At 69.3% G+C, this 22,229-nt stretch carries 23 protein-coding genes; 16 read left to right on the top strand and 7 right to left on the bottom strand.

Annotated elements, in window-relative coordinates; genetic code table 11:
* The first annotated feature begins 49 nt into the window (after positions 1 to 49).
* Positions 50 to 421: a tellurite resistance TerB family protein gene (locus tag BMZ25_RS04205; protein WP_092689491.1), complete on the top strand. Its 372-nt coding sequence runs from the start codon at positions 50 to 52 to the stop codon at positions 419 to 421.
* A 72-nt stretch (positions 422 to 493) separates the two neighbouring features.
* Positions 494 to 679, top strand: a complete 186-nt coding sequence (locus BMZ25_RS04200) for a PLDc N-terminal domain-containing protein (protein WP_092688887.1) — start codon at positions 494 to 496, stop codon at positions 677 to 679.
* Between the two features lie 4 nt (positions 680 to 683).
* Here the strand turns inward: BMZ25_RS04200 and dacB are convergent, their stop codons facing one another.
* The gene (gene dacB / locus BMZ25_RS04195; RefSeq protein ID WP_235859770.1) at positions 684 to 2,168 is read right to left on the bottom strand and encodes a D-alanyl-D-alanine carboxypeptidase/D-alanyl-D-alanine endopeptidase; all 1,485 of its coding nucleotides are present in this window, start codon (positions 2,166 to 2,168) and stop codon (positions 684 to 686) included.
* Positions 2,169 to 2,207: 39 nt separating this feature from the next.
* Positions 2,208 to 2,846: a nicotinate-nucleotide adenylyltransferase gene (locus tag BMZ25_RS04190; protein ID WP_092688881.1), complete on the bottom strand. Its 639-nt coding sequence runs from the start codon at positions 2,844 to 2,846 to the stop codon at positions 2,208 to 2,210.
* An 83-nt stretch (positions 2,847 to 2,929) separates the two neighbouring features.
* On the opposite strand from BMZ25_RS04190, the gene BMZ25_RS04185 reads away from it, so the two are divergent.
* Positions 2,930 to 3,886 (top strand): MBL fold metallo-hydrolase, encoded by a 957-nt coding sequence (locus BMZ25_RS04185; protein WP_092688879.1) that lies wholly within the window; start codon positions 2,930 to 2,932, stop codon positions 3,884 to 3,886.
* Between the two features lie 36 nt (positions 3,887 to 3,922).
* Here BMZ25_RS04185 and BMZ25_RS04180 read toward each other — a convergent pair whose 3' ends face one another.
* Positions 3,923 to 5,086, bottom strand: a complete 1,164-nt coding sequence (locus BMZ25_RS04180; RefSeq protein WP_235859769.1) for an AI-2E family transporter — start codon at positions 5,084 to 5,086, stop codon at positions 3,923 to 3,925.
* A 129-nt stretch (positions 5,087 to 5,215) separates the two neighbouring features.
* On the opposite strand from BMZ25_RS04180, the gene ettA reads away from it, so the two are divergent.
* Positions 5,216 to 6,871, top strand: a complete 1,656-nt coding sequence (gene ettA, locus BMZ25_RS04175) for an energy-dependent translational throttle protein EttA (RefSeq protein WP_092688876.1) — start codon at positions 5,216 to 5,218, stop codon at positions 6,869 to 6,871.
* Positions 6,872 to 6,976: 105 nt separating this feature from the next.
* Here the strand turns inward: ettA and BMZ25_RS20715 are convergent, their stop codons facing one another.
* From BMZ25_RS20715 to BMZ25_RS04165, 4 genes are all read right to left on the bottom strand, one after another.
* Positions 6,977 to 7,138, bottom strand: a complete 162-nt coding sequence (locus tag BMZ25_RS20715; RefSeq protein WP_177190374.1) for a hypothetical protein — start codon at positions 7,136 to 7,138, stop codon at positions 6,977 to 6,979.
* 212 nt (positions 7,139 to 7,350) lie between these two features.
* On the bottom strand, positions 7,351 to 7,521 hold the full coding sequence (locus BMZ25_RS20710) for a hypothetical protein (RefSeq protein WP_177190373.1): 171 nt from the start codon (positions 7,519 to 7,521) through the stop codon (positions 7,351 to 7,353).
* Positions 7,522 to 7,707: 186 nt separating this feature from the next.
* On the bottom strand, positions 7,708 to 7,920 hold the full coding sequence (locus tag BMZ25_RS04170; protein ID WP_092688873.1) for a TOBE domain-containing protein: 213 nt from the start codon (positions 7,918 to 7,920) through the stop codon (positions 7,708 to 7,710).
* Between the two features lie 132 nt (positions 7,921 to 8,052).
* Complete coding sequence (locus BMZ25_RS04165) at positions 8,053 to 9,078, bottom strand: LacI family DNA-binding transcriptional regulator (RefSeq protein WP_092688870.1); 1,026 nt, start codon at positions 9,076 to 9,078, stop codon at positions 8,053 to 8,055.
* A 78-nt stretch (positions 9,079 to 9,156) separates the two neighbouring features.
* Between BMZ25_RS04165 and BMZ25_RS04160 the strand changes: the two genes are divergently transcribed.
* The 12 genes from BMZ25_RS04160 (at position 9,157) to BMZ25_RS04105 (ending at position 22,229) form a co-directional block, all read left to right on the top strand.
* Complete coding sequence (locus BMZ25_RS04160; protein WP_235859768.1) at positions 9,157 to 9,738, top strand: gluconokinase; 582 nt, start codon at positions 9,157 to 9,159, stop codon at positions 9,736 to 9,738.
* Positions 9,739 to 9,804: 66 nt separating this feature from the next.
* Entirely contained in the window at positions 9,805 to 10,791 is a 987-nt protein-coding gene (locus BMZ25_RS04155) for a TRAP transporter substrate-binding protein (protein ID WP_092688867.1), read from the top strand.
* A 71-nt stretch (positions 10,792 to 10,862) separates the two neighbouring features.
* Entirely contained in the window at positions 10,863 to 12,776 is a 1,914-nt protein-coding gene (locus tag BMZ25_RS04150; protein ID WP_092688865.1) for a TRAP transporter large permease, read from the top strand.
* A 32-nt stretch (positions 12,777 to 12,808) separates the two neighbouring features.
* Entirely contained in the window at positions 12,809 to 13,576 is a 768-nt protein-coding gene (locus BMZ25_RS04145; RefSeq protein ID WP_092688862.1) for an SDR family oxidoreductase, read from the top strand.
* 207 nt (positions 13,577 to 13,783) lie between these two features.
* Positions 13,784 to 14,149 carry a response regulator gene (locus BMZ25_RS04140; RefSeq protein ID WP_092688859.1) on the top strand — a complete coding sequence of 122 codons (366 nt, stop codon included), beginning with the start codon at positions 13,784 to 13,786 and terminating at the stop codon, positions 14,147 to 14,149.
* A complete protein-coding gene (locus BMZ25_RS04135; RefSeq protein ID WP_092688856.1) occupies positions 14,146 to 16,050 on the top strand; it encodes a chemotaxis protein CheA in 1,905 nt (634 codons plus the stop codon). Before BMZ25_RS04140 ends, BMZ25_RS04135 begins: the two co-directional genes overlap by 4 nt.
* Positions 16,047 to 16,580: a chemotaxis protein CheW gene (locus BMZ25_RS04130; protein ID WP_092688853.1), complete on the top strand. Its 534-nt coding sequence runs from the start codon at positions 16,047 to 16,049 to the stop codon at positions 16,578 to 16,580. The genes BMZ25_RS04135 and BMZ25_RS04130 overlap by 4 nt, the downstream gene beginning before the upstream one ends.
* Positions 16,580 to 18,223, top strand: a complete 1,644-nt coding sequence (locus BMZ25_RS04125) for a methyl-accepting chemotaxis protein (RefSeq protein ID WP_092688850.1) — start codon at positions 16,580 to 16,582, stop codon at positions 18,221 to 18,223. The genes BMZ25_RS04130 and BMZ25_RS04125 overlap by 1 nt, the downstream gene beginning before the upstream one ends.
* A 22-nt stretch (positions 18,224 to 18,245) precedes the next feature.
* Positions 18,246 to 18,710 (top strand): chemotaxis protein CheW, encoded by a 465-nt coding sequence (locus BMZ25_RS04120; RefSeq protein ID WP_092688847.1) that lies wholly within the window; start codon positions 18,246 to 18,248, stop codon positions 18,708 to 18,710.
* Positions 18,707 to 19,567, top strand: coding sequence for a CheR family methyltransferase (locus BMZ25_RS04115; RefSeq protein WP_235859767.1), 861 nt, complete (start codon positions 18,707 to 18,709; stop codon positions 19,565 to 19,567). Before BMZ25_RS04120 ends, BMZ25_RS04115 begins: the two co-directional genes overlap by 4 nt.
* Positions 19,567 to 20,646, top strand: a complete 1,080-nt coding sequence (locus tag BMZ25_RS04110; protein WP_092688844.1) for a protein-glutamate methylesterase/protein-glutamine glutaminase — start codon at positions 19,567 to 19,569, stop codon at positions 20,644 to 20,646. The genes BMZ25_RS04115 and BMZ25_RS04110 overlap by 1 nt, the downstream gene beginning before the upstream one ends.
* Positions 20,643 to 22,229 carry a hypothetical protein gene (locus BMZ25_RS04105; RefSeq protein WP_092688841.1) on the top strand — a complete coding sequence of 529 codons (1,587 nt, stop codon included), beginning with the start codon at positions 20,643 to 20,645 and terminating at the stop codon, positions 22,227 to 22,229. The genes BMZ25_RS04110 and BMZ25_RS04105 overlap by 4 nt, the downstream gene beginning before the upstream one ends.

Below are 22,229 nucleotides of genomic sequence, written 5' to 3'. Positions count from 1 at the left end.
GAGCGACACGATCGAAAAGCTGAGCGCGCCGGACTGCCTGGTCGCCCTGATGGTGGCGATCTCGGCCTCGGACGAGGAAATCCGCACGCCCGAGCTTCTGACGATCGAGCGGATCGTCAACCACTATCCCGCCTTCGCGGAATACGACCAAGGCCGCATCCGCGATGTGTCGCAGCGCGTGTTCGAGCTTTTCCTGGACGAGGACGGGCTCGACACCCTGTTCCAGATCGTGCGCGACAACCTCCCCGCCCGCCTGTTCGAGACCGCCTATGCGCTGGCCTGCGACGTCGCGGCGTCCGACGGCAAGCTGGGCGAGGCCGAGTTGCAGCTGCTGGAAGAGATTCGCTACGAGCTGACGATCGACCGGCTGGCCGCCGCGGCGATCGAGCGGTCGGCCCGCGCCCGCCACGCCACGTTGTAGGCCGGGGAACCCCCGCCGCGCCGGTCCGTTGGCCCTTCGGTGACGGGCATTCCGCCCGCAATGGAGGGACTTATGGAATACGGCCTATTCGGTCTGATCATCTTTATTCTGGACATCTACGCGCTCTACAAGATCATCACGTCCGGCGCGTCGACCGGCGCCAAGATCCTCTGGTCGCTGCTTGTCCTGATCCTGCCGCTTGTCGGCCTGATCATCTGGTTCTTCGCCGGACCGAAGGGCGGCGGTCACGGGATCTGATCCGTCAGGTCCCGAACACGACGCCCCACCGTTCGAGCAATTCCTTCTGCAGGTTCCGCGACCGCGCCAGCCAGGCGCGGCCGCCCGGAGGACGCTCGCGCTGTTCCATAGGCAGGGCGTCGCGCCGCTCGACATCGGCGGTAAAGATCGCGAAGGCCAGCGTCGTGTTTCCTGGCGCCTGCAGATAGCCGACGAGACAGCTGCAGAAGTTCAGTGTGCCGGTCTTGGCCTTGACCTTGAGGTCGGGCCGGCCGGGCACCGACACCTCTTTCATAAGATCGCGCAGCTTGCTGTCGGCACCTTCCTGCACCAGCGCCTGCACCATGTCGCGCGGGCTGACGCGGCTGTCGTCGCCCAGGCCGGAATGATCCTCGAGATCGGTGGCGCGGGCGGAATATTCCTCGGCCAGCCACGCGTTCATCCGCGCCGCCGAGGCGTGCAGATCCTCGACCGGCCCGCCGATCTCGGTGCTCGCCGCCAGCCCCACGACCTCGGCCGTGAGGTTGGTGGAGTATTTCATCATGTCGCGCAGGATGTCGTCGAGCGGCGCGCTCTCGTGCCGGGCCAGCAGGAAGTCGCCGGGCCGGTCCGATCGCCCGATCTCACGCCCCAGCTGGATGCCGTGGGACCGCGCGATCACGCGGAACGCCTCGCCCGCGTATTCGCCCGGCCGCCGCACCGGCAGCCACCGCGCCCCGCTGCCACCCAGGGCCCAGCGCGCAACGGTCCAGTCGTCGATGCCGCCGGAATCCTCGTAGGTGTAGACCGGAGACTTGCGCTCGACGACGCTCATCCGCGCCATCGTCACGTCGGGGCGATACCGCGCGGCGCGGGCATCCATCGACACGTTATAGCCGTCCGAGCCCTTTTCCCACTGGAAGTGGACCCGGTTGAAGTTGAGGTTCAGGCCGCCGACCGCGGGATTGTAGCCGACGTGGTCGGGCTGCTCGATGTCGATCTCGCGCACCGTGGGCAACTCGCCGGTATAGACGCGGAATGTGCCCGAGATCTCGCGCACCCCGGCTTCCTTCAGCCGCTCGGCCAGCGCGCCCAGCGCATCGGTGTCGAGCGTCGGGTCGCCGCCGCCAGCAAGGATCAGGTCGCCGTCGATCTTGCCGTCGATAAGCGGGCCGGTCGTGCGCAGTTCTGTCCCGAAGCGATAATCGCCGCCCAGCGTCTTGCGGGCATAGAGCGTCGTCAGCGCCTTGGCGGTGCTGGCGGGGGGATGGCCCTTGAGCGGGCTGCGCGTCTCGAGCATCAGGCCGGTCGAGACGTCGGCCACGGCGAACCCGACCTCGCCGGTCAGACCGGCGCGGCGCACCAGTTCGTCCGCGGCGGCCTGCGCCTGCTTGTAGAGGCCATCGGGGCGCGGCAGCGGGCGGCGCGACCGCTCGGGCGCGTCGGCCAGCGCGGGGCCGGCCACGCCGGCCATCAGTCCCCCGAGGAGAGCGCGGCGCGTCAGGCGCATCGGATCGTTACTTGAAGCCATCCGGCGCCTTCTAGGCCTGTCCATCATCGGGCCGCAAGCCTATCGGCCCCATCGTCCCTGCGCCCTGATGTCCGAAGATGACAGATCGACCATCGGCACGTTCACGAAACACCATGCCGGCGGCGTCCGCCACGGCAGGCTGCGCGACAGCCGCGCCGGCACCCGCCCCGCGGCAAAGCGCCGGGCCGCCACCGACGCGCGGGCGGGCAGCCGCAGTCCCGGCCGCGCCAGCACGCCGACGGGAACGGTCTCGATAATCCATTGCCACTTGCCCCACAGGTGAAAACTCGTCAGGTTATCCGCGCCCATCAGCCACACGAAGCGGACGCCGGGATAGGCCTGCCGGAGCGCGTCGAGCGTATCGGCTGTATAGCGCGTGCCCAGCCGCGCCTCCAGAGCCGTCACATGCACGAAGGGGTGATCCATCACGCTCCGCGCCTGCGCCATCCGCCGGTCGAGCGGCGCGGGCCCCTCGGACTTCAGCGGGTTGCCTGGGCTCATCAGCCACCACACCCGGTCCAGGCCGAAACGCTTCATCGCCTCGCGGGTGATGTGCGCGTGCCCGTCATGCGCGGGGTCGAACGATCCGCCCAAGAGGCCGACCGCCTGCCCACGCGCGGCCGTGGGCCATCCGGGACCGGGGCGCCGTTCGCGCCGGCCTGTCTCATCGTTCGTCATTGCTGTGCGCTATCCTCTGGCCGCGAACCGGGGGCACCCTAGCTGACCCCCCGAGGGAGAGCCATGCAAGGAGGACATCGCACATGCACCGCAGACAGTTCCTGACGACGGTTCCGCTGGCAGGTCTTGCCGCCGGCGCCGGCCTGCCCGCCGGGGCCGACAGCCACGGCGGAGACGCCCCGGCCCTGCCCGCAGCCCAGCGGTTCCGGATCGGCGACATGACCGTCACCGCGCTTTCCGACGGTTATCTGCATATCGGCCCCGAGGCCCTGAGCGGCATCGACGCGGACGGCTACGACGAGCTGATGCGCGCCGCCTTCCGCGACCCCGCGACCCATCCCAGCGCGGTGAACGCCTTTGTCATCGAAAGCGGCGACGAGACGATGATCGTGGACGCCGGCACTGGCTCGGCGATGGGCGACACGCTGGGCAAGCTGCCCGCCAACCTCGAGGGGGCCGGCATCGACCCCGCCAACGTGACGCGGCTGCTGGCCACCCACCTGCATCCCGACCATGTCGGCGGCGCGGTGCTGGACGGTGCGGCCCTGTTCCCCAACGCCGAACTGGTCGTCTCCGAGACCGACCGCCAGTTCTGGAGCGACGAAAGCAACTTCGCCAATGCCGGCGACCAGGCGCAGAGCTTTGCCAAACTGGCGCAGAACGTGCTGTCGGTCTACGGCGACCGGCTGAGCCCGTTCGACGGAGAGGCCGACATCGCGCCCGGCATCACCGCGATGCCTCTGCCGGGACATACGCCCGGCCATTCCGGCTTTATGCTGGCGTCGGGCGATGCGGGATTGCTGATCTGGGCCGACATCGTGCACGTCCCGCCGGTGCAGTTCGCCCGGCCCGAGGTGACGATCGGGTTCGACGTGAACCCCGAACAGGCCGCCGAGACGCGGGCGCAGATCCTCGACCGCGTGGTCTCGGACCGGATCATGGTCGCCGGATCGCACATGGGCTTTCCCGGCCTCGCCAACATCGCACAGGACGGCGAGGGCTATCGCCCGGTCGACGCGCACTGGGATTACGAGGCCTGAGCGGCTCCGGGACCGGGCGGGACGCCGCCCGGTTCGTCAATGCGGTTCCGGGCGGCTCGGCTCGACCCGCGCCTCGCGGAAATCCGAGGCGGACAGGAAGCTGCCCAGCACGCGCAGCCCCTCGATATGATCGCAGACCACCTTAAGACAGACGAGGAACGGCACCGCCATCAGCGCGCCGGGAATCCCCCAGAGCCAGCCCCAGAACAGCACCGTGATGAACACCGCGAGCGCGTTCATCTCGAGCCGACGCCCGACCAGCATCGGCGTGATGAACTGCCCCTCGAGCGCCGTCAGTCCGAGATACGCCATCGGCACCAGCGCCGCCTCGCCCACGGTGGAAAAGGTCAGCAGCGCCACCGCCGCTGACGCCGCGATGCCGATGACCGCCCCCAGATACGGCAGGTAATTCAGAAGGAACGCCCCCACCCCCCAGAGCCACGCGCTCGGCATGCCCAGAAGGTGCATCGCAAGGCCGATGCACAGGCCGAGGGCCGCGTTGATCAGCGTGATCGCACCAAGGTAGCGCGAGATCTGACGCTCGATGTCGCGCACGATCGAGATCGCTCGGCGTTTGTCGTGGAAGGTGTCAAGCGCGTTGACGATGCGAAGCTGCATCGAATCCCAGCCCGCCAGAAGGAACAGCGACACCACCAGCGCGATCGCCGCCGCGCTGCCCGCCTGCGCGACACTCGCCATTGCCGTCGACAAGAGGTCCGACTCGCGCAGTTCGACCTGCTGCGGCTCGGGCGCGCCGGGGGCGGGCTCATTCTGGCCGTCGGTGATCTTCTGGACCTCTTCGGTCGCCTCCTTCATCTGCTGGAACGAATCCGACACGCCGGCCAGCCGCCGTTCCAGCCTTGTGCCGATGGTGGGCGCCTCTTCCATCATCGTCGTCAGCGGCCCGCTCATCCCCCAGCCGAGCGCGAGCGACCCCACGACGATGGACGCCACCAGCGCCACCGCCGAGATCATGCGCGGCACGCCAAGACGGCGCAGCGCGCGGACGGCCGGCGACAGCGTCAGCGCGATCAGGATCGCCAGGACCAGCGGCAGAAGCATGTTGCGGGAAAAGTAGATGGCGGTGAACGCCGCCAGCAGGAAGATGCCCCAGAGCAGCCGCTCGATGTTGCGGAGCCGGCGTCGCGTGATGCCGACCTGCGCCAATGTCTCGCGCGATCGCTTCTGGTCGTTCTCCAAGATCGGGGTCCCCCTCGCCAACACAGGGCGAACGCCGCCCGCGCCCCCCGGTTCCGCGGCCCCACGGACGATTGAACGTCCCTGCCCGGGCGTCTATCACGGGGGCCGATCAGCAGGAGCAGCATCGACATGGCAGCCTATCAGTTCGTCTACCACATGGATGGCGTCTCCAAGACCTATCCCGGCGGCAAGAAGACCTTCGAAAACATCCGCCTGAACTTCCTGCCCGGCGTGAAGATCGGCGTCGTGGGCGTTAACGGCGCGGGCAAGTCCACGCTGCTGCGGATCATTGCCGGGCTCGACACCGACTACACTGGCGAGGCCTGGGCCGCCGAGGGCGCCCGCGTCGGCTATCTCCCGCAGGAGCCCGAGCTGGATCCCGCGCTCGACGTGCGCGGCAACGTCATGGAAGGCGTCGCCGGCAAGCGCGCCAAGCTCGAGCGGTTCAACGAGCTGGCCATGAACTACTCGGACGAGACGGCCGAGGAGATGGCCAAGCTGCAGGACGAGATCGACTCCGAGAACCTTTGGGATCTCGACGCCCAGATCGATATCGCGATGGAGGCGCTGCGCTGCCCGCCGGACGATGCGCAGGTCGATACGCTGTCGGGTGGCGAAAAGCGGCGCGTGGCGCTGTGCAAGCTGCTGTTGGAAGCGCCCGACATGCTGCTGCTGGACGAGCCGACGAACCACCTCGACGCCGAGACGATCGCCTGGCTTCAGCAGCACCTGATCAACTACAAGGGGACGATCCTGATCGTCACCCACGACCGGTATTTCCTGGACGACATCACCGGCTGGATCCTCGAGCTCGATCGCGGGCGCGGCATCCCCTACGAGGGCAACTATACCGCCTGGCTCGAACAGAAGGCCAAGCGGCTGGAGCAGGAGGCGCGCGAGGACAAGTCGCGGCAAAAGACTCTTGCCCGCGAACTCGAGTGGATCCGGCAGGGCGCCAAGGCGCGGCAGGCCAAGCAGAAGGCGCGGATCAACGCCTACGAGGATCTGGCGAACCAGTCCGAGCGCGAGAAGATCCAGAACGCGCAGATCATCATCCCGAACGGCCCGCGGCTTGGCTCCAAGGTGGTCGAGGTCGAGGGCGTGCGGAAGGCGATGGGCGACAAGCTGCTGATCGAGGATCTCAGCTTTTCCCTGCCGCCGGGCGGCATCGTGGGCGTGATCGGCCCGAACGGCGCCGGCAAGTCGACGCTGTTCCGCATGCTGACCGGCCAGGACGAACCCGATGCCGGCATGATCGACTGGGGCGACACGGTCGAGATGTCCTATGTCGACCAGTCGCGCGACGCGCTCGACGCGGACAAGACCGTCTGGGAAGAGATCTCCGGCGGCGGCGAGGTGATCCAGCTGGGCACCGCGCAGATGAACTCGCGCGCCTATTGCTCGGCGTTCAACTTCAAGGGCGGCGACCAGCAGAAGAAGGTCGGCCTGCTGTCGGGCGGTGAGCGCAACCGGGTGCACATGGCCAAGCTGCTGAAATCCGGCGGCAACGTCCTGCTCCTTGACGAGCCGACGAACGACCTCGACGTCGAGACGCTGCGCGCGCTCGAGGACGCTCTGGTGGATTTCGCGGGCTGCGCCGTCGTGATCTCGCACGACCGCTTCTTCCTCGACCGGATCTGCACGCACATCCTGGCCTTCGAGGGCGAGGCGCATGTGGAATGGTTCGAGGGCAACTTCGCCGATTACGAGGAAGACAAGAAAAAGCGGCTCGGCCCCGATGCGCTGGAGCCCAAGCGCGTGAAATACAAGAAGTTCGCACGCTGAGCCCTGGTCGGCGCCTCGGTTCGCCGGGGCGCCGATGGCTGCCGCGAAAGCAATGGCGCCCGGCCGCGGGGGCCGGACGCCAAAACTCGTAACCAGATCACACTATTACTTCTTCAAGGCCTTGCTGACGTGGCGCACCGCAGTGCGGGCGGCCGCCTGTTTCGGCGAGCTCGTCCGCTTGACCGGGCGGCTATGCACGGGGCGGTTGCTCATCTTCGACCGGGCGGCGGTCGACAGGGCCTTTTTCGCGAAGCTCATGATCGACATCTCGGCTCTCCTTGGTCCGGGCGGCGTCCTGGGCCGCATCTGCCCGTCAACCCCGACAGTGCCCGACGCGTTCCCGGCCGGTTCCACGACCGGCGGGGAGCTGCCCAAAACGACGCTGCCCGGCCCGCCAGTCGCGGGTCGGGCAGGTCTTGCCGGAAGCCCGGCATCGGACAGCGGGCGGGAGGACATCTCCCGCCATCCGCGAGTGAAGATCAGCTGGCCTTGCGCGCCCGCTCCGAGGTGAACACCATCGCGGACTCGGTCCACTTGCCGGCGAAGATGTTGCGATCATTGAGAGATTCGACACGCCCCTCTTGTCGCGCGGCGCGTGTGGCGAGGGCTCGGGTGCGGTTCGCGCGGGCTTTCGCCATCAGGTCGGACATCTCTGTATCCTCGATCTGCGGGGCGAAGCCCCATCGGTTGTTCTTGTCGCGGCCACAATAGCCGACTTTGTATAGATCTGTTCGAAGGTGGTGGCGAATTAATGGTCGCATCGCGCCTGAATTGTGGCAATTCCCTGAACTTTGCGTGGCGCACCACCCTAGGGCGAGTCGCTCCGGAGCGCCGGATCAGTCCCCTGCGGCGACCATCACGTCCGACGCCTTGATCACCGCGTGGGCAGTGCCGCCTTCCTTCAGGCCAAGCTCTTTCACCGCCTCGTTGGTGATCATCGAGGTGATGACGGTGCCGCCGCCGACGTCGATCCGGACGGTCGAATTGACCGCGCCCGTCTCGATCCCGACGATCGTTCCCTTCAGCTGGTTGCGTGCGCTGAGTTTCATGTGCGTTCCCTTTCCGGTTGTGCGTGGCGCCCCCATCCGACCACTCCCCACTCCGCCCTTCAATCGGCGGAAACGGGTGTCACGAACCGTGCACCGCGCGTGCACAGGCCGTGCACCGGGCGTCTGCACATGTCAGCGCGGGCGGGTCGAGGCGCGTTCCACGATCTCGAAGCCCAAATCCTCACGCAGGCCACGCTCCACCCCGGCGCCCGCGACGGCCTCGATCATCAGGCGCACGGAGCGGCGGCCCATCTCGTGCCGGAAGATCCGCACCGACGAGATCGGCGGACAGGTCTGCGCCATCATCTCGAGATCGTTGAAGCCGCAGATCGCCAGCCGGTCGGGCACGCGCATGCCGCGGCGCTGACATTCGAACAGCGCCCCGGCGGCGAGGTCGTCGTTGTTGCAGAACACCGCGTCGGTGTCGGGCATCGCGGCCAGGAGGTCCGACAGGAGCCGTCCGCCCAGCTCGGTGGACGAGGCCTCGGGCGTGGTGAACACGCGGCTGTCGGTCGGATCGTCAAGGTCTGCGACCGCCCGGTGATAGCCCGCCAGACGGTTCTGCGAGCGCGGGTCCATGCGGGCGCCGAGAAAGCCGATGCGTTGGTAGCCGCGCTCACGCAGGTGCCGCACGGCGGCTTCGGCGGCCTCGGTGTGCGACAGGCCCAGCACCATGTCGATGCCGTCGATCTCCGTGTCCATGATCTGCACGATGCGGCAATCGGCGGCGCGCAGCATTTCGGCCGCCGCCGGGGTCTGGTTTCCGCCCGCGATCACGAGGCCCAGCGGCTTCTGGTGGAGGAAGGTGCGAATCAGCGCCTCTTCCTCGGACGGGCGATAGCGGTAATTGCCGATCTGGATGGAATACGGTGTGCCCTGCACCTCGTCGAACGCGCCGCTGAGCACGTCGTTGAACACGTTGTTGGTCAGCGACGGCACAAGGAGGCCGATGATGTTGGTGCGCCGCGACGCCAAAGCCGAGGCGGCGGCGTTGGGCGCATAGCCCAGCTCCGAGACCGCCTGTTCGATTCGCCCGCGCGCCGCCTCCGAGACCTTCTCGGGGTGGCGGAAAAAGCGGGAAACCGTGACCGCGCTTACATTTGCAGCCTCTGCGACGTCCGCCAGCGTCGGCGTCTTTTTGTTTCCCGTCGGGCACATAGGCGGAGAATACAGGGGAATGCGCAATTATCCAGACACGATTGACTTATGAAAACGCTGTCATTTAAGGTGCAGCACATGAACAAGACCAGCGACATGGCACAGATAGACGGCGCCCGGCCCGACCGACCCACGGCTGCGATCCTCGTGACGGGGATCTGCGGCTCGGGGAAGTCGACGATCGCGCAGCACCTGGCGCACCGGCTTGGCGCCGCCTTCGTCGAGGGCGACGACCATCATCCGCCGGAGAACGTGAAAGCGATGTCTTCGGGCACGCCGCTCTCGGACGAGATGCGCGCGCCCTGGCTGGATGCGCTGGCCGCCGCGGCGACGGAGCTGCAGGCGGTGGGCGATGTCGTCATCACCTGTTCGGCGCTGAAGCGGCGCTATCGCGACCGTCTGGCCCGCGACCTGAATAACATCGTTCTGGTGCACCTGACCGCGCCGCGCCCCGTCATCGAAGAACGGATGTCGGCGCGGGAACATTTCATGCCGACCGGTCTGATCGACAGTCAGATCGCCGCGCTGGAGCTTCCGGCCGAGGACGAACGGCCGATCACGATCGATGTCTCCGGATCGCTCGAGGACATCCTCGACACCCTGACGGCGCGCCTGCGGGAGCGCCTGGGCGAAGCGGACGGAGACCCGAAGGGCGCGTGACCGCCCGGAACCGGACACGACCGGACGTCACAGACCGAAACCCACAGACCTGAATTGGGAGGACCAATGAAACCCTTCACGCTTACCACGGGAACCGCCGTCGCGCTGTCGCTGATGGCTGGTAGCGCTGTCGCGCAGGACTTCACCGCGCGGCTGTCGCTCGACGTGCCGGAGGGCAACCCGAAATTCGTCGCGGCCCAGCAATTCGCCGACGGCGTGTCCGAGCGCACCGACGGCGCGGTCGAGATCAAGCTGTTCCCGAACTCGCTGCTGGGCGGCGAGGTCGAGTCGGCCGAAGGCATCCGCCTGGGCTCGATCCAGGCCGGCATCCTGACGAGCTCGGTCCTGGCGCAGTGGGTGCCCGAGGTTCAGGTGCTCGACCTGCCCTTCGTGTTCGAGAGCGACGCGCACTCGGTCGCCGTCAACGAACCGCTGACCGAGGAGCTGCAGGACGAGTTCGCCGACGCCGGCTTTCACCTGCTGGGCTTCACGCCCAACGGCGCGCGCGCGCTGATCAGCAAGGACGAGATCAAGGTGCCCGCCGACGTCGAGGGCAAGAAGATGCGCGTCATCCAGAGCGACCTGCACGTCGACCTGTGGAAGACCGCCGGCGCCAACCCGGTGCCGATCCCGGCGCCCGAGATCTACAACTCGATGCAGACCGGCGTGGTCGACTTCTTCGACAACACCGCCTCGAACTACGAGAACGAGAAGTGGTACGAGGTCGCGCCCTACTTCACCAAGCTGAACCACATCTACGCGATGGGCAGCTGGGTCGTGTCGCAGAGCTGGTGGGAGTCGCTCCCCGAAGAGTACCAGACTGCCGTCGAGGAAGCCGCCGCCGAAGCCCAGCAGGCCCAGCCCGAGCTGCAGGCCGAGGCCGATGAAGAGGCGCTGTCGGCGACCGAGGAAGAAGGCGCCACCGTCGTCTCCGACCTCGACCGTCAGCCGTGGATCGAGAAGATGAGCCCGGTCCGCGAGAAGTACTCGCAGGAGATCCCGCAAGCCGAGAGCCTGCTGGACGTGATCGAGCAGGCCAACCCGGAAAGCTGATTCCGGCCTTGGCGTGACAGGACAGCCGGCGGCGCCCTGCCGCCGGCTTCTCTGCTTTCGAGGGAGGACCCATGGACCACGAGCATCATCCCGAATTCCCCGAGTCGGCCGGGCGCGAACCTGCCGACGCGCCGTTCCAGCCGGGCTGGAAGCGCAACGTGGATATCGCCCATTGGGCCGTGGACCGCATCGTCTCCGGCTTCTGCTTCGTCGTGCTGTCGGCGATGTCGGTGGTGGTGCTGGCCGGCGTCATCAGCCGATACGTCTTCAACGACGCGCTGTCCTGGTCCGAGGAGTTCGCGATCTGGGCGTTCACCTGGCTGATCTTCCTGGGCGCGGCCGTGGCGATCGGCCGGCACGGCCACGTGGCGATGACCTTTCTCTCGAACGCGTTGAAGGGCCGCGCGCGGGACGCGCTGGCCATCGTGCGGGACGGCGCGATCTTCCTGACGTTGTTGATGTTCGTCACCAAGGGGATCGAGCTGTCGCAGATGGTCGGCGGCACCAGCGCCAGCCTGCAATGGCCCAACGCGCTGCGCTATGCGGTGATCCCGGCGGCGGGCGTGATCGGGGCCTTCCTCTATCTCACGAACGACGTGGCGCGCTCCGCCTCGCGGGTGCACCGGCTGGCGGGGCTGGCCCTGTCGGTCGCGGCCTATTTCGCGCTGGAGGGCGGCGCGCTGATGCCGCTTCTGGGCGGCGCCTCGCCCAGCGTGGTGATGCTGGGTGCGTTCTTCGTGCTGCTGCTGCTGGGTGTGCCGGTGAGCTTCTGCCTGATCGCCAGCGTCATGGTCACCACCTGGACCGGCGGCATGCTGCCCGCGCCGGCGGTGATGCAGAACGCGGTCGCCGGGGCCGGCAAGTTCATCCTGCTGGCGATCCCGTTCTTCCTGTCGGCGGGCTACCTGCTGACGCTGGGCGGGCTGTCGAGCCGGCTGATCGACTTTGCCAACAGCCTCGTCGGCCATTTCCGCGGCGGTCTGGCCCATGTCAACGTGCTCAACAGTCTGATGCTGGGCGGCGTGTCGGGCTCGACCAGCGCGGACGCGGCGAGCACGACGAAGATCATCGTGCCCGAGATGGTCAAGCGCGGCTATTCGGCGCCGTTCTCGTGCGCGATCACCGCGGCCTCGTCGCTGCTGCCGAACGTGGTGCCGCCGGCGATCGCGATGCTGGTCTTCGCGTCGGTCGTCGACGTGTCGATCGCGCAGCTCTTCATCGGCGGTGTCGTGCCCGGCATCGTCCTGGCCGCGGCACTGATGCTGACGGCCTACATCATCGCACGCCGCCGCAACTACGAAAGCGCCAAGGCGCGGGCGCCCTATTCCGAGGTCTGGCGCACGTTCCTGCGCGCGATCCCGGTGCTGATCGTGGTGATCGTCGTGCTGGGCGGCATCCGCTTCGGCGTGACGACGGCCACCGAGGCGGGCGTGATGACGCTGTTCTATGTCTTCCTGCTGGGGAAGATCGTGTTCAACGCCTATTCCTGGCCCGACTTCTACACCAACTTCCGCGAATGCTCGGTCGAGGCCGCGACGGTGGCCTTCCTGATCGCCGCCTCGGCGCCCTTCGCCTGGATCCTGATCGCCGAGCAGGTGCCGCAGACGCTGATCGCCTGGGTCAGCACCGTCGCCGACAGCCGCATCCTGGTGCTGCTGGCGATGAACGTCGTGCTGTTCGGGGTCGGCATGTTCCTGGACCTGACGCCGGCGATGCTGATCACCGCGCCGCTGTTCATGCCGGTGCTGGCGAATTTCGGCGTCGATCCCGTGCAGGTCGGCATCATCATGATCATCAACCTGCAGCTCGGCGGCGTGACGCCCCCGGTAGGTATCCTGGTCTTCGTGTCGTCACAGATCGCCAAGGTGCAGCCGGGCCTCGTGTTCCGGGCGGTGATCCCGTTCATCGTCGCCATCCTGGGCGTGATCCTGCTGCTGGACATGCTGCCCTTCCTGACGCTCGGCCTGTGGGACCTGCTGGGCTGAGCCAAACCTGAAACGACTTGGAGCGAACACAGATGACGAGTCCCCTTTTCGACCTGACGGGCAAGCGTGCGCTGGTGACCGGCTCGAGCGGCGGGATCGGCCGCGCGCTGGCCCGCGGGCTGGCCGAGCACGGCGCCGAGGTGATCCTGAACGGCCGCACCGAAAACACGCTGGCCGAGGCGGCCGAGGCGTTCCGCGCCGACGGCCTGACCGTGTCCTATGCCGCCTTCGACGTGACCGACCCCGAAGCCGTCAAGGCCGGCATCGTCGCGATCGAGCGGGACCACGGCACGATCGACATCCTGATCAACAATGCCGGCATCCAGCACCGCGCGCCGCTGGAGGAGTTCCCCGAAGAGGCCTGGGACCGGCTGATTGCGACCAACGTCACGAGCCTGTTCCACGTCTCGAAGGCCGTGGCGCCGGGCATGATCGCCAAGGGCGAGGGCCGGATCATCAACATCGCCTCGGTCCAGGCCGAGCTGGCAAGGCCCGGCATCGCCCCCTACACCGCCACCAAGGGCGCCGTGCGCAACCTGACGCGCGGCATGTCGACGGACTGGGCGCGCCACGGCCTGCGCGTCAACGCGCTGGCGCCGGGATATTTCAAGACGCCGCTGAACAAGGCGCTGACCGAGGACGCCGACTTCACCGCCTGGCTCGAAAAGCGCACACCCGCCGCGCGCTGGGGCAATGTAGAAGAGCTGGTCGGCACGGCGGTCTACCTGTCGAGCCAGGCGGCGAGCTTCGTCACCGGCCAGACGCTTTTCGTCGACGGCGGCATGACCACCAGCGTCTGAACCACGCCTTTCCCGGCGCCGCCTGAGGCGCCGGGACCCCAGTCCGGCTGCTGGGAGCGGCGCGCCGCTCTAAACCAGTTGTTTAGCTCCGGACTATAGCCCTTGCGCAACCGATGCAGCTGCGAGGGCGAAAATGCACGCACCTGACAACACCAGCGCGGGCCGCGCCGCGCGATTCGAATGCCGGGGCCGCGCGGGGGCCACCGGATGAGCAGGACCGTCCTGGTGGCCGACGATTCGCCCTCGGTGCGGCGGATGATCGTGCTGACGCTCAGGGGCGCCGGCTATGCCGCGATCGAGGCCGAGAACGGTCAGGAGGCGCTGGACGTCGCCACCACGCACTCCGTCGATGCCGTCATCACCGACCAGAACATGCCGCGGCTCGACGGTCTTGGCTTTGCCCGCGCCTTCCGCGCCCGCCCCGAGGGGCGGGGCGTGCCGATCGTGTTCCTGTCCACCGAAAGCGATCCCGCCCTGCGCGAACAGGCCCGCGCCGCCGGGGCGATCGGGTGGATGGTCAAGCCGTTCGACCAGGCCAAGCTGCTGGACGTGATGCGGCGGGTGGTCGGATGATGGACGCCGAGACGCTCGCCGTGTTCCGGGCCGAAGCCGAGGGGCTGGTCGAAAGCCTCGAGTCGAACCTTTTGGCACTGAAGGACGCGCCCCGCGACCGGGCGCTGATCGACGGCGCCTTCCGTGACCTGCACACGCTGAAGGGCACCGGCGCCATGTTCGGCCGGGCCGATATCGCCTCGTTCCTGCACGACTTCGAGACCGCCTTCGACCGGGTCCGCGACGGCTCAGTCGAGGTCACGCCCGACCTGCTGTCCGTGGCGCTGGCCGCTCGGGACCACGTGGTCGCCCTGCTGTCGGCCGAGCCGGCCGAGGGCGCGGACCGGGCGGGCGCCGCGATCCTGTCGCGCCTCGCCGCCCTGATGGGCACGCCGGCGGCCCCCGGCGCCGCCCCCGACGCAGGGCCTTGGCACGCGACATTCCGCCTGCCCGCCGACACGGCGGCGCTCGGCGGGCGCCCCGAACTGGTGCTGGAAGAGCTGCGTCGCCTCGGCGCCCGGACCATCCGCGCGCGGACCGGCGACGTGCCCCCGCTCGACCGGCTGGACCCTGTGTGCCTCTACCTCGGGTGGGAGGCCGAGATCGACGCCACCGCGACCGAGGACGACATCCGCGGCGCCTTCCTGTTCCACGAGGACGGGCTGCAATTGTCGCTGACGCCGCCCGCGGCCCCCGACGCCACCGCACCGCCGCCGCGCGGGCCCGAGCCGCCGCAACACCGCGCGCCGGCCCTGATGCGCGTCCCGGCGGAACGGCTGGACGAGATGATGGACCGCGTCGGCGAACTCGTCATCGCCGAGGCGCGTCTGAACGAACTGGCGGCCCGCTTCGGCGATCCGGGCCTCGTGGCCGTGGCCGAGGACATTCAGCGCCTCGCTACCGCGATGCGCGACAACACCATGTCGATCCGCATGACCCCCATCGGCGCCATCACCGGGCGGTTCCGGCGGCTGGTGCACGACCTGTCGCGAGAGCTGGGCAAGCCGCTAGCGCTGGAGGTGACGGGCGAGGAGACCGAGCTGGACAAGACGGTGATCGAACGGCTCGCCGATCCGCTCATGCACCTGATCCGCAACGCCGCCGATCACGGGCTCGAACCGCCCGCGGCGCGCGCGGCGGCCGGCAAGCCCGAAGAGGGACGCATCACGCTGTCCGCCCGCTATTCCGGCGCCGAGGTGCTGGTCGCGCTGTCGGACGATGGCGGCGGCCTCGACCGCGACCGCATCCGCGCGCGGGCGGTCGAGCGCGGCCTGCTGGCCGAGGATGCCGATCCCCCCGACGACGCCCTGTGGAAGCTGATCTTCGAGCCCGGCTTCTCGACGGCCCCGGCGGTGACCGAGCTGTCCGGGCGCGGCGTCGGCATGGACGTGGTGCGCCGCACGATCGAGGACCTGCGCGGCACCATCGACGTCGCCAGCGCGCCCGGCGGCGGCACCACGGTGACGCTGCGCCTGCCACTGACCCTCGCGATCATCGACGGGCTTCTGATCGACGTCGCGGGCGAGCGGCTGGTGATCCCGCTGGCGGCGGTGGACGAGATCGTCGAACTGCCCGACAGCCTCGCAGACGACGACAGCGGCAACGCATTCCTCGACATCAGGTCAAGCCTCGTCCCGTTCCTGCGCCTGCGCCGCCTGCTCGACAGCGAGGGACAGCCGGGCGCGCATCAGAAGGTGGTGGTCGTGACCAGTGGCGAAGGACGGGTCGGCCTCGTCGTCGATCGGATCATCGGGTCGAACCAGACGGTCATCAAGCAGCTCTCGCCGCTCCATTCCGGCATCAAGACCTTCTCGGGCGCGACGATCCTCGGCGACGGCGCGGTCGCACTGATCCTGGACGTGCCGCAGCTCGTCGCCCGCGGCCGCAGCGACACCGACTGCCAGGGCGAGGCCGCCGCATGACCGACGCCGCACAGTTCCCCGGCGCAGCCCGCGACGTGCTGACCTTTCGCCTGGGCGGCGAAGTGCTGGCCGTTGCCGCGACGCAGCTGCGCGAGGTGCTCGAACCCGCGCCGGTGACGCGGGTGCCCGGCGCCCCGGCCTTTTCGGCCGGGCTGATCAACGTGCGTGGCGCCGTCGTGCCCCTGGCCGACCTGCGCGTGCCGCTCCGGATGCGGCACACGCCGCCAGGCCCGGACGCGCGCATCCTGGTCCTGGACCTTCCGCTGGCGGGCCAGCAGGCGATCGTCGGCATCCACGCCGACGCCGTCCACGAGGTGACGCGCATCGGCCCCGCCGACCTGGAGGACATCCCCACCGTCGGCACCCGCTGGCCGCCCCGCTTCGTCGCCGCGATCGGCCGTTGGGGCGGGCACTTCGTCACCCTGCCCGACCTGCCGGCCATCTTCGCCGACTTCCTGTCCGGACAGAGCGGCCGATCCCACCTGCCCGGCCCCACCGCAGCGGGCCAACAAGACCTGGAGATCTCCTGATGCGCCTGACCCTGAAACTGAAGCTCGCGGCCACCTTCGTGCTGCTGATCGCCGTCTCGGCCCTGGCGATGTTCATCGCCCTCGGCAACCTTTCCGAGATGAACCGCAATCTCGTCGCGCTGGTGAACGGCGATTCCGAACGTGTCCGCCTTTCGCAGGAGCTGGGGATGGAACAGCTTCGCGTGCAGCGCGACATCCGCGAATACATCCTGTCGGAGACCGCGCAGACCCAGCAGGAGATCACGGCGCACATGCGCGCGGCCCGCGCCTATCACGACGAGGTGCTCGACGGGCTCAACGCCATGGCCACGCCCGAGGGGCAGACCCAGCTCGCCACCTATGCCGACCTGACCGAAGACATCCGGGCCGTGGGCGAGCGGGCGATGCAGATGGCCGACCGTGGCGACGCTACGGGGGCGTTCCGGCTGCTCAACCGCGAGGGGCAGGCCCTGTGGGAAGAGATGGAATCCGCACTCGACACCGTCCTCGCCGGCAACCGCGACGCGATGGCAGAGGCCGCCGACGCGGCGACGCTGCGCTACGAGGACGCGCGCACGACGCTGATCGTGCTGATGGTGGGCGCGCTGATCCTGGGCGTCCTCAGCGCGGCATGGATCACGCTGACGATCAGCCGGGGCCTCGCACGCGGGATCGCCCTGGCGCGGCAGGTCGCGAATGGCGACCTCACCAATACCGCGACGCTGCGCGGCCGCGACGAGATCACCGATCTCCTCCGCACGCTCAACGACATGGTCGAAAAGCTGCGCGGCGTCGTGGGCGACGTGTCCGGCGGCGCGTCGAACGTCGCCGCGGGCGCGGGCCAGATGGCCTCGACCTCCGAGGAGCTGAGCCAGGGCGCCACCGAACAGGCCTCGTCGACCGAGGAGGCGTCGAGCTCGGTGGAGCAGATGGCCGCCAGCATCCGTCAGACCGCCGAGAACGCCACCGAGACCGAGAGCATGGCACAGAAATCCGCGCAGGACGCCCGCACCAGCGGCAAGGCCGTGTCCGAAGCGGTGGCCGCGATGAAGACCATCGCCGAGCGGATCATGGTCGTGCAGGAAATCGCGCGCCAGACCGACCTGCTTGCCCTGAACGCCGCGGTCGAGGCGGCGCGGGCCGGCGAGCACGGCCGCGGCTTCGCCGTGGTGGCGAGCGAGGTGCGCAAGCTGGCCGAACGCAGCCAGCAGGCCGCGGGCGAGATCTCGGGGCTGTCGTCCAACACGGTGAAGGCCGCCGAAGAGGCCGGACAGATGCTGGACGGCCTGGTGCCAGACATCGAGCGCACCGCCCATCTCGTCAGCCAGATCAGCGGCGCGAGCCAGGAACTCGCGACCGGCGCCGCGCAAGTGAACACGGCGATCCAGCAGCTCGACAAGGTCACGCAAGAGAACACCTCGGCCTCGGAAGAGCTGAGCTCCACCGCCGAGGAGCTGGCAGCCCAGGCCCAGACGCTGCGTGCCACGATGGCCTATTTCCGCATCGCTGAGGGCGCCGCCAGTGTCCCGGCGCCCGAGTCCAGGGTTCCGGCCCCGGCGCCCCGGACGCAGCCGAACAGCGGCGGCGGCTTCGAGTTCGACATGGGATCGGCCGAGGACGCGCTGGATGCCGAATTTGCCCGCCGTGCCCGCGCGGCCGCCTGATCCTGCCGCGGGAGGCCCTGTCATGAATGGCAAGACTGTCGTCACGTTCGGGCTGGGGGATGCGCTGTTCGCGCTGCCCGTCGCCCCGGTGATGGAGATCCTCGACACCTCGCCCATCGCCCCCTTGCCCCGCGCGCCCGCGCACCTTCTGGGGCTGATCGACCGGCGCGGGGCGAGCGTGCCGGTCGTCGACCTCAGGCGCCTTCTGGGCGAGCCGCCGCAAGACGACACGCCCGAGACCCGCATCATCGTGCTGCGGCTCGAGACCGGCGGGATCGGCCTGCGGGTCGACAGGGTGATCGAGGTGACCCAACTGGACGAGGCCGGCGCGGCCCCTCTGCCGGAAGCCGGGCTCCTGAACTGGAACGAGCGGATGGTGGCCGGTGTGGGCCGGCGCGACGGCGCTTTCGTCAGCGAATTGAGGGTCGAGGCGCTCTTCGACCCCGAGATCACCGCCGCCCTTTCGCCGGAGATCGAACTCCAGTGACCAGCGTCACCCGGCCAGACGCGGCGCAGAAGCATCTTGCCACGCTTCGTCGCCTGATCATGGAGACCACCGGCATCAAGCTGCCGGAGTCGAAGCGATCCATGATCGAGGCCCGGCTGCGGCGGCGACTGATCGCGCTCGGCCTGCCTGACCTCGGCGCCTACCTGACCCATCTTTTCGAAGAGCAGGGGCTGGAACGCGAGCTGCCGCGGATCGTGGACCTGCTGACGACGAACAAGACGGACTTCTTCCGAGAGCCCGAGCATTACCGCATGCTGTCCGAACGGCTGATCCCCGAGGCGCTGAACCGGGTCCCCGGCCGGGACCGCGTCCGGTTCCGCCTTTGGAGTGCCGCCGCCTCGACCGGGGCCGAGGCCTGGTCGGCGGCGATGCTGCTGGCCCGTGCGGCCGAGGCCGCCCCCCGGCTGGACTGGGCGATACTCGGGACGGACATCTCGCGCCGCGTGCTCGACGTCGCGCGGCGCGCGATCTATCCCGAGAGCGACCTCGCTCCCGTGCCGGCGCCGCTGCGCGAGGCTTATACGATGCGCGGCCGGGGCCCCGACGGCGCGCCGGCAATCCGCATCGTGCCCGAGCTTCGCGCGCGGGTGCGGTTCGCGCCGCTCAACCTGCTGTCGGCGCCTCATGCCGTGGATACCGGGCTCGACCTCGTCTTTCTGCGCAACGTGCTGATCTACTTCGAGCCCGAGATCCAGGCCCGGGTCATCGCCGGCGTCGCGCGTCACCTGCGGCCGCAGGGCCACCTGATCGTCGGTCATTCCGAGTCGATGAGCGTCCAGAAGCCCGGCCTGCGCCAGATCGCGCCGGGCGTGTTCCGCAACGAAGGAGGGAGCTGATGCGCGAAATCCGCGTGCTGATCGTCGACGACAGCGCCACGGTGCGCAGCGGGCTGCGCCGCCTGCTGGAGGAGGACGGGGCAATCCGCGTCCGCGCCGCCGTGCCGGACGCCTTCGCCGCGGCCGAACATATGCGCAAGGAGCTGCCCGATGTCCTGCTGCTGGACCTGGAGCTGCCGCGCATGGACGGGCTGACCTTCCTGCAGAAGATCATGGAACAGCGCCCGATCCCCGTGATCGTGTGTTCCAGCCACACGGACTCGGGCTCGCGCGCGGCGCTGCGCGCGCTCGAACTCGGGGCCTCCGAGGTCGTCGGCAAGCCCCGCCTGTCGACCCCGGCAGAGCGGCAGGAGGCGCAGATCCGGCTGTGCGACGCGATCCGGGCCGCGGCGCAGGCCGCCGGCGAGCGCACCGCGCCGCCCCCTCTCAGCCCCGGCCCCAAGCTGACCGCCGACGTGATACTGGCGCCGCCCCGGCCCGGCGCGCGCACCGCCGGCCCGCAGCCTTTGATCGCCATCGGCGCCTCGACCGGCGGGACCGAGGCGCTGGCGCGTGTCCTGCCCGCGCTCGCCCCGGACAGCCCGGCGACGCTGATCGTCCAGCACATGCCCGAAAAATTCACCGCCGCCTTCGCCCGCCGCCTGAACGCGCTGTGCGACGTGCAGGTGGCCGAGGCGCGTTCCGGCGACAGGCCGGCCCCCGGAACGGTGCTGATCGCCCCCGGCGACCGGCACATGATCCTGCGCCGACAAGGCCGCGGCTATCTCGTCGAGATCGCCGGCGGACCTTACGTCGCGCGGCACCGGCCCTCGGTCGACGTGCTGTTCCGGTCCGCCGCCATCGCGGCGGGTCGCGCGGGGCTGGGTGTCCTGATGACCGGGATGGGCGACGACGGGGCGCGGGGCCTGGTCGAGATGCGCGAGGCGGGGGCCGAGACGCTGGTCCAGGACGAGGCGAGCTCGATCGTCTGGGGCATGCCGGGCGAGGCGATGCGCCTGGGCGGGGCCCGGCGGGCCGTCACGCTCGATCGGATCCCGCACGAGATTGCCGCCTTTTCCGAGCGCGGGCACGTGGCATGACGGGGCTGCGCACGGACATCCCGCCCGACCGGGCCGCCGCCACCCTCGCCGCCGAGATCGAGACGGTGTTCGACGAGGTGCCACGGCTGCTGTTCGACCTGCTCGACCGGACCGCGCGGACGGCCGACGCCCTGAAGGCCATCGCGCGGGCCTGCGGACCGGAGGGGCAGGCCGACCTCGCGCGGCTGGCGGACTCGGCCGGAGACGCGGCGGCCGCCGTCGCCGCAGAGCTCGGCGCCCTGTCGGACACCGCCGCCGGCATGCGTCGTCGCTCGGACGAGATGAACGCGGTGCTGCAACGCATCAGGCGCGACGCGCGCATGACCCGGATGATCGCCGTCAACGCCCAGATCGTCAGCCGGTCGCTGCCCACGAGCGACGGCTCGCTCGAATACTTCGCCAACGGCACCCGGTCGCTGCTGGACGAGATCGAGGCCGCGCAGGACAGCCTCGGCCAAGCCCTGCGGCACGCGGACACACGGATGGAACGGACGGGGCCCGATCTCGACGCGTGCGTCGCGGCGCTGGCCGGGCTGGGCGCGTTGCACCGCAGCCTGCCTGCCACCGTCCGCTCGGCCTTTGCCGACGCGAACCTCGCGCGGATGGCGGAGGCCGCGGGCGGGCGTGTCGCCGCGCTCAACGACCGCCTGGGCCAGGCCGTCGGCCGGCTGCAGATCGGCGACGCTGTGCGACAGCGGCTGGAGCACGCGGTCACCATCGCCGGCCTCGCCCGAAGCGCGGCCCCGCGCGATCGGCAGGCGCTGCACCAGCTGTGCGCTGTACAGACCGACGCCGCCCTCTCCGACCTGCAGGAGGCGCTTTCCGACCTGCTGCCCCGGCTGGCCCAAATGCTGTCCGAGGTCGAAACGTCGGCCACCGAACTCGCCCGCATCGGGCACCGCGACGGCACCATCGCCAAGGGCCTGTCGCGGGGACCGGACCCCGAGGATCTGGTGGCGCGGGCCGAGGCGCTGCGTCGGGGGATGGTGGAGGCCGCGTCGACCTATGGCGCCGCCGACGCGGCCGCGGCGCAGATCGCGGACGCCGACGGCGCGATCCACCTGCTCGGCCTCAATGCGACACTGGTCTCGGGCCGCCTCGGCACCGCTGGCGATCCGATGGCCGAGGTGTCGAAGCAACTGCGGACCTGTACGGCCCGGATCGGAGAGGAGACACGGCGCCTCATCGCGCTGACCGCCGCGCAGATATCCGATGCCGAACGGCTCGAACAGGACGGAACGCGGCACGGGGCGGGCGAGACGCTCGGCCCCCTGCTGACCCTAGATACACGGCTGCGCGAGTTACTGGATAATGTCGCCAAGCTGGGTCGGGAAAGCGGCGAGGCGTCTGTCGATCTCGTCCGACGGGCGGAGGCGGCGCTGCGCCGGTTCCAGCGCCGCGCCACCGAGATGCGGCCCGCACCGGCCGGTGACGTGGCGTCACCGCTGCCCCTGTCGCCAGAGCTCGCGCAGCGGGTCCGCGCGCTTTATTCGATGGAAGAAGAACGCCGGCTGCACGACAGGCTGCTGGGCACGGCGCCAGGCAGCGAGGCCGACCACGCCGTCAGGAACGTGTTCTTCTGA

This window comes from Tranquillimonas rosea (assembly GCF_900111315.1).
Classification (GTDB): domain Bacteria; phylum Pseudomonadota; class Alphaproteobacteria; order Rhodobacterales; family Rhodobacteraceae; genus Tranquillimonas; species Tranquillimonas rosea.
This window is presented reverse-complemented; position numbering and strand designations above follow the sequence as displayed.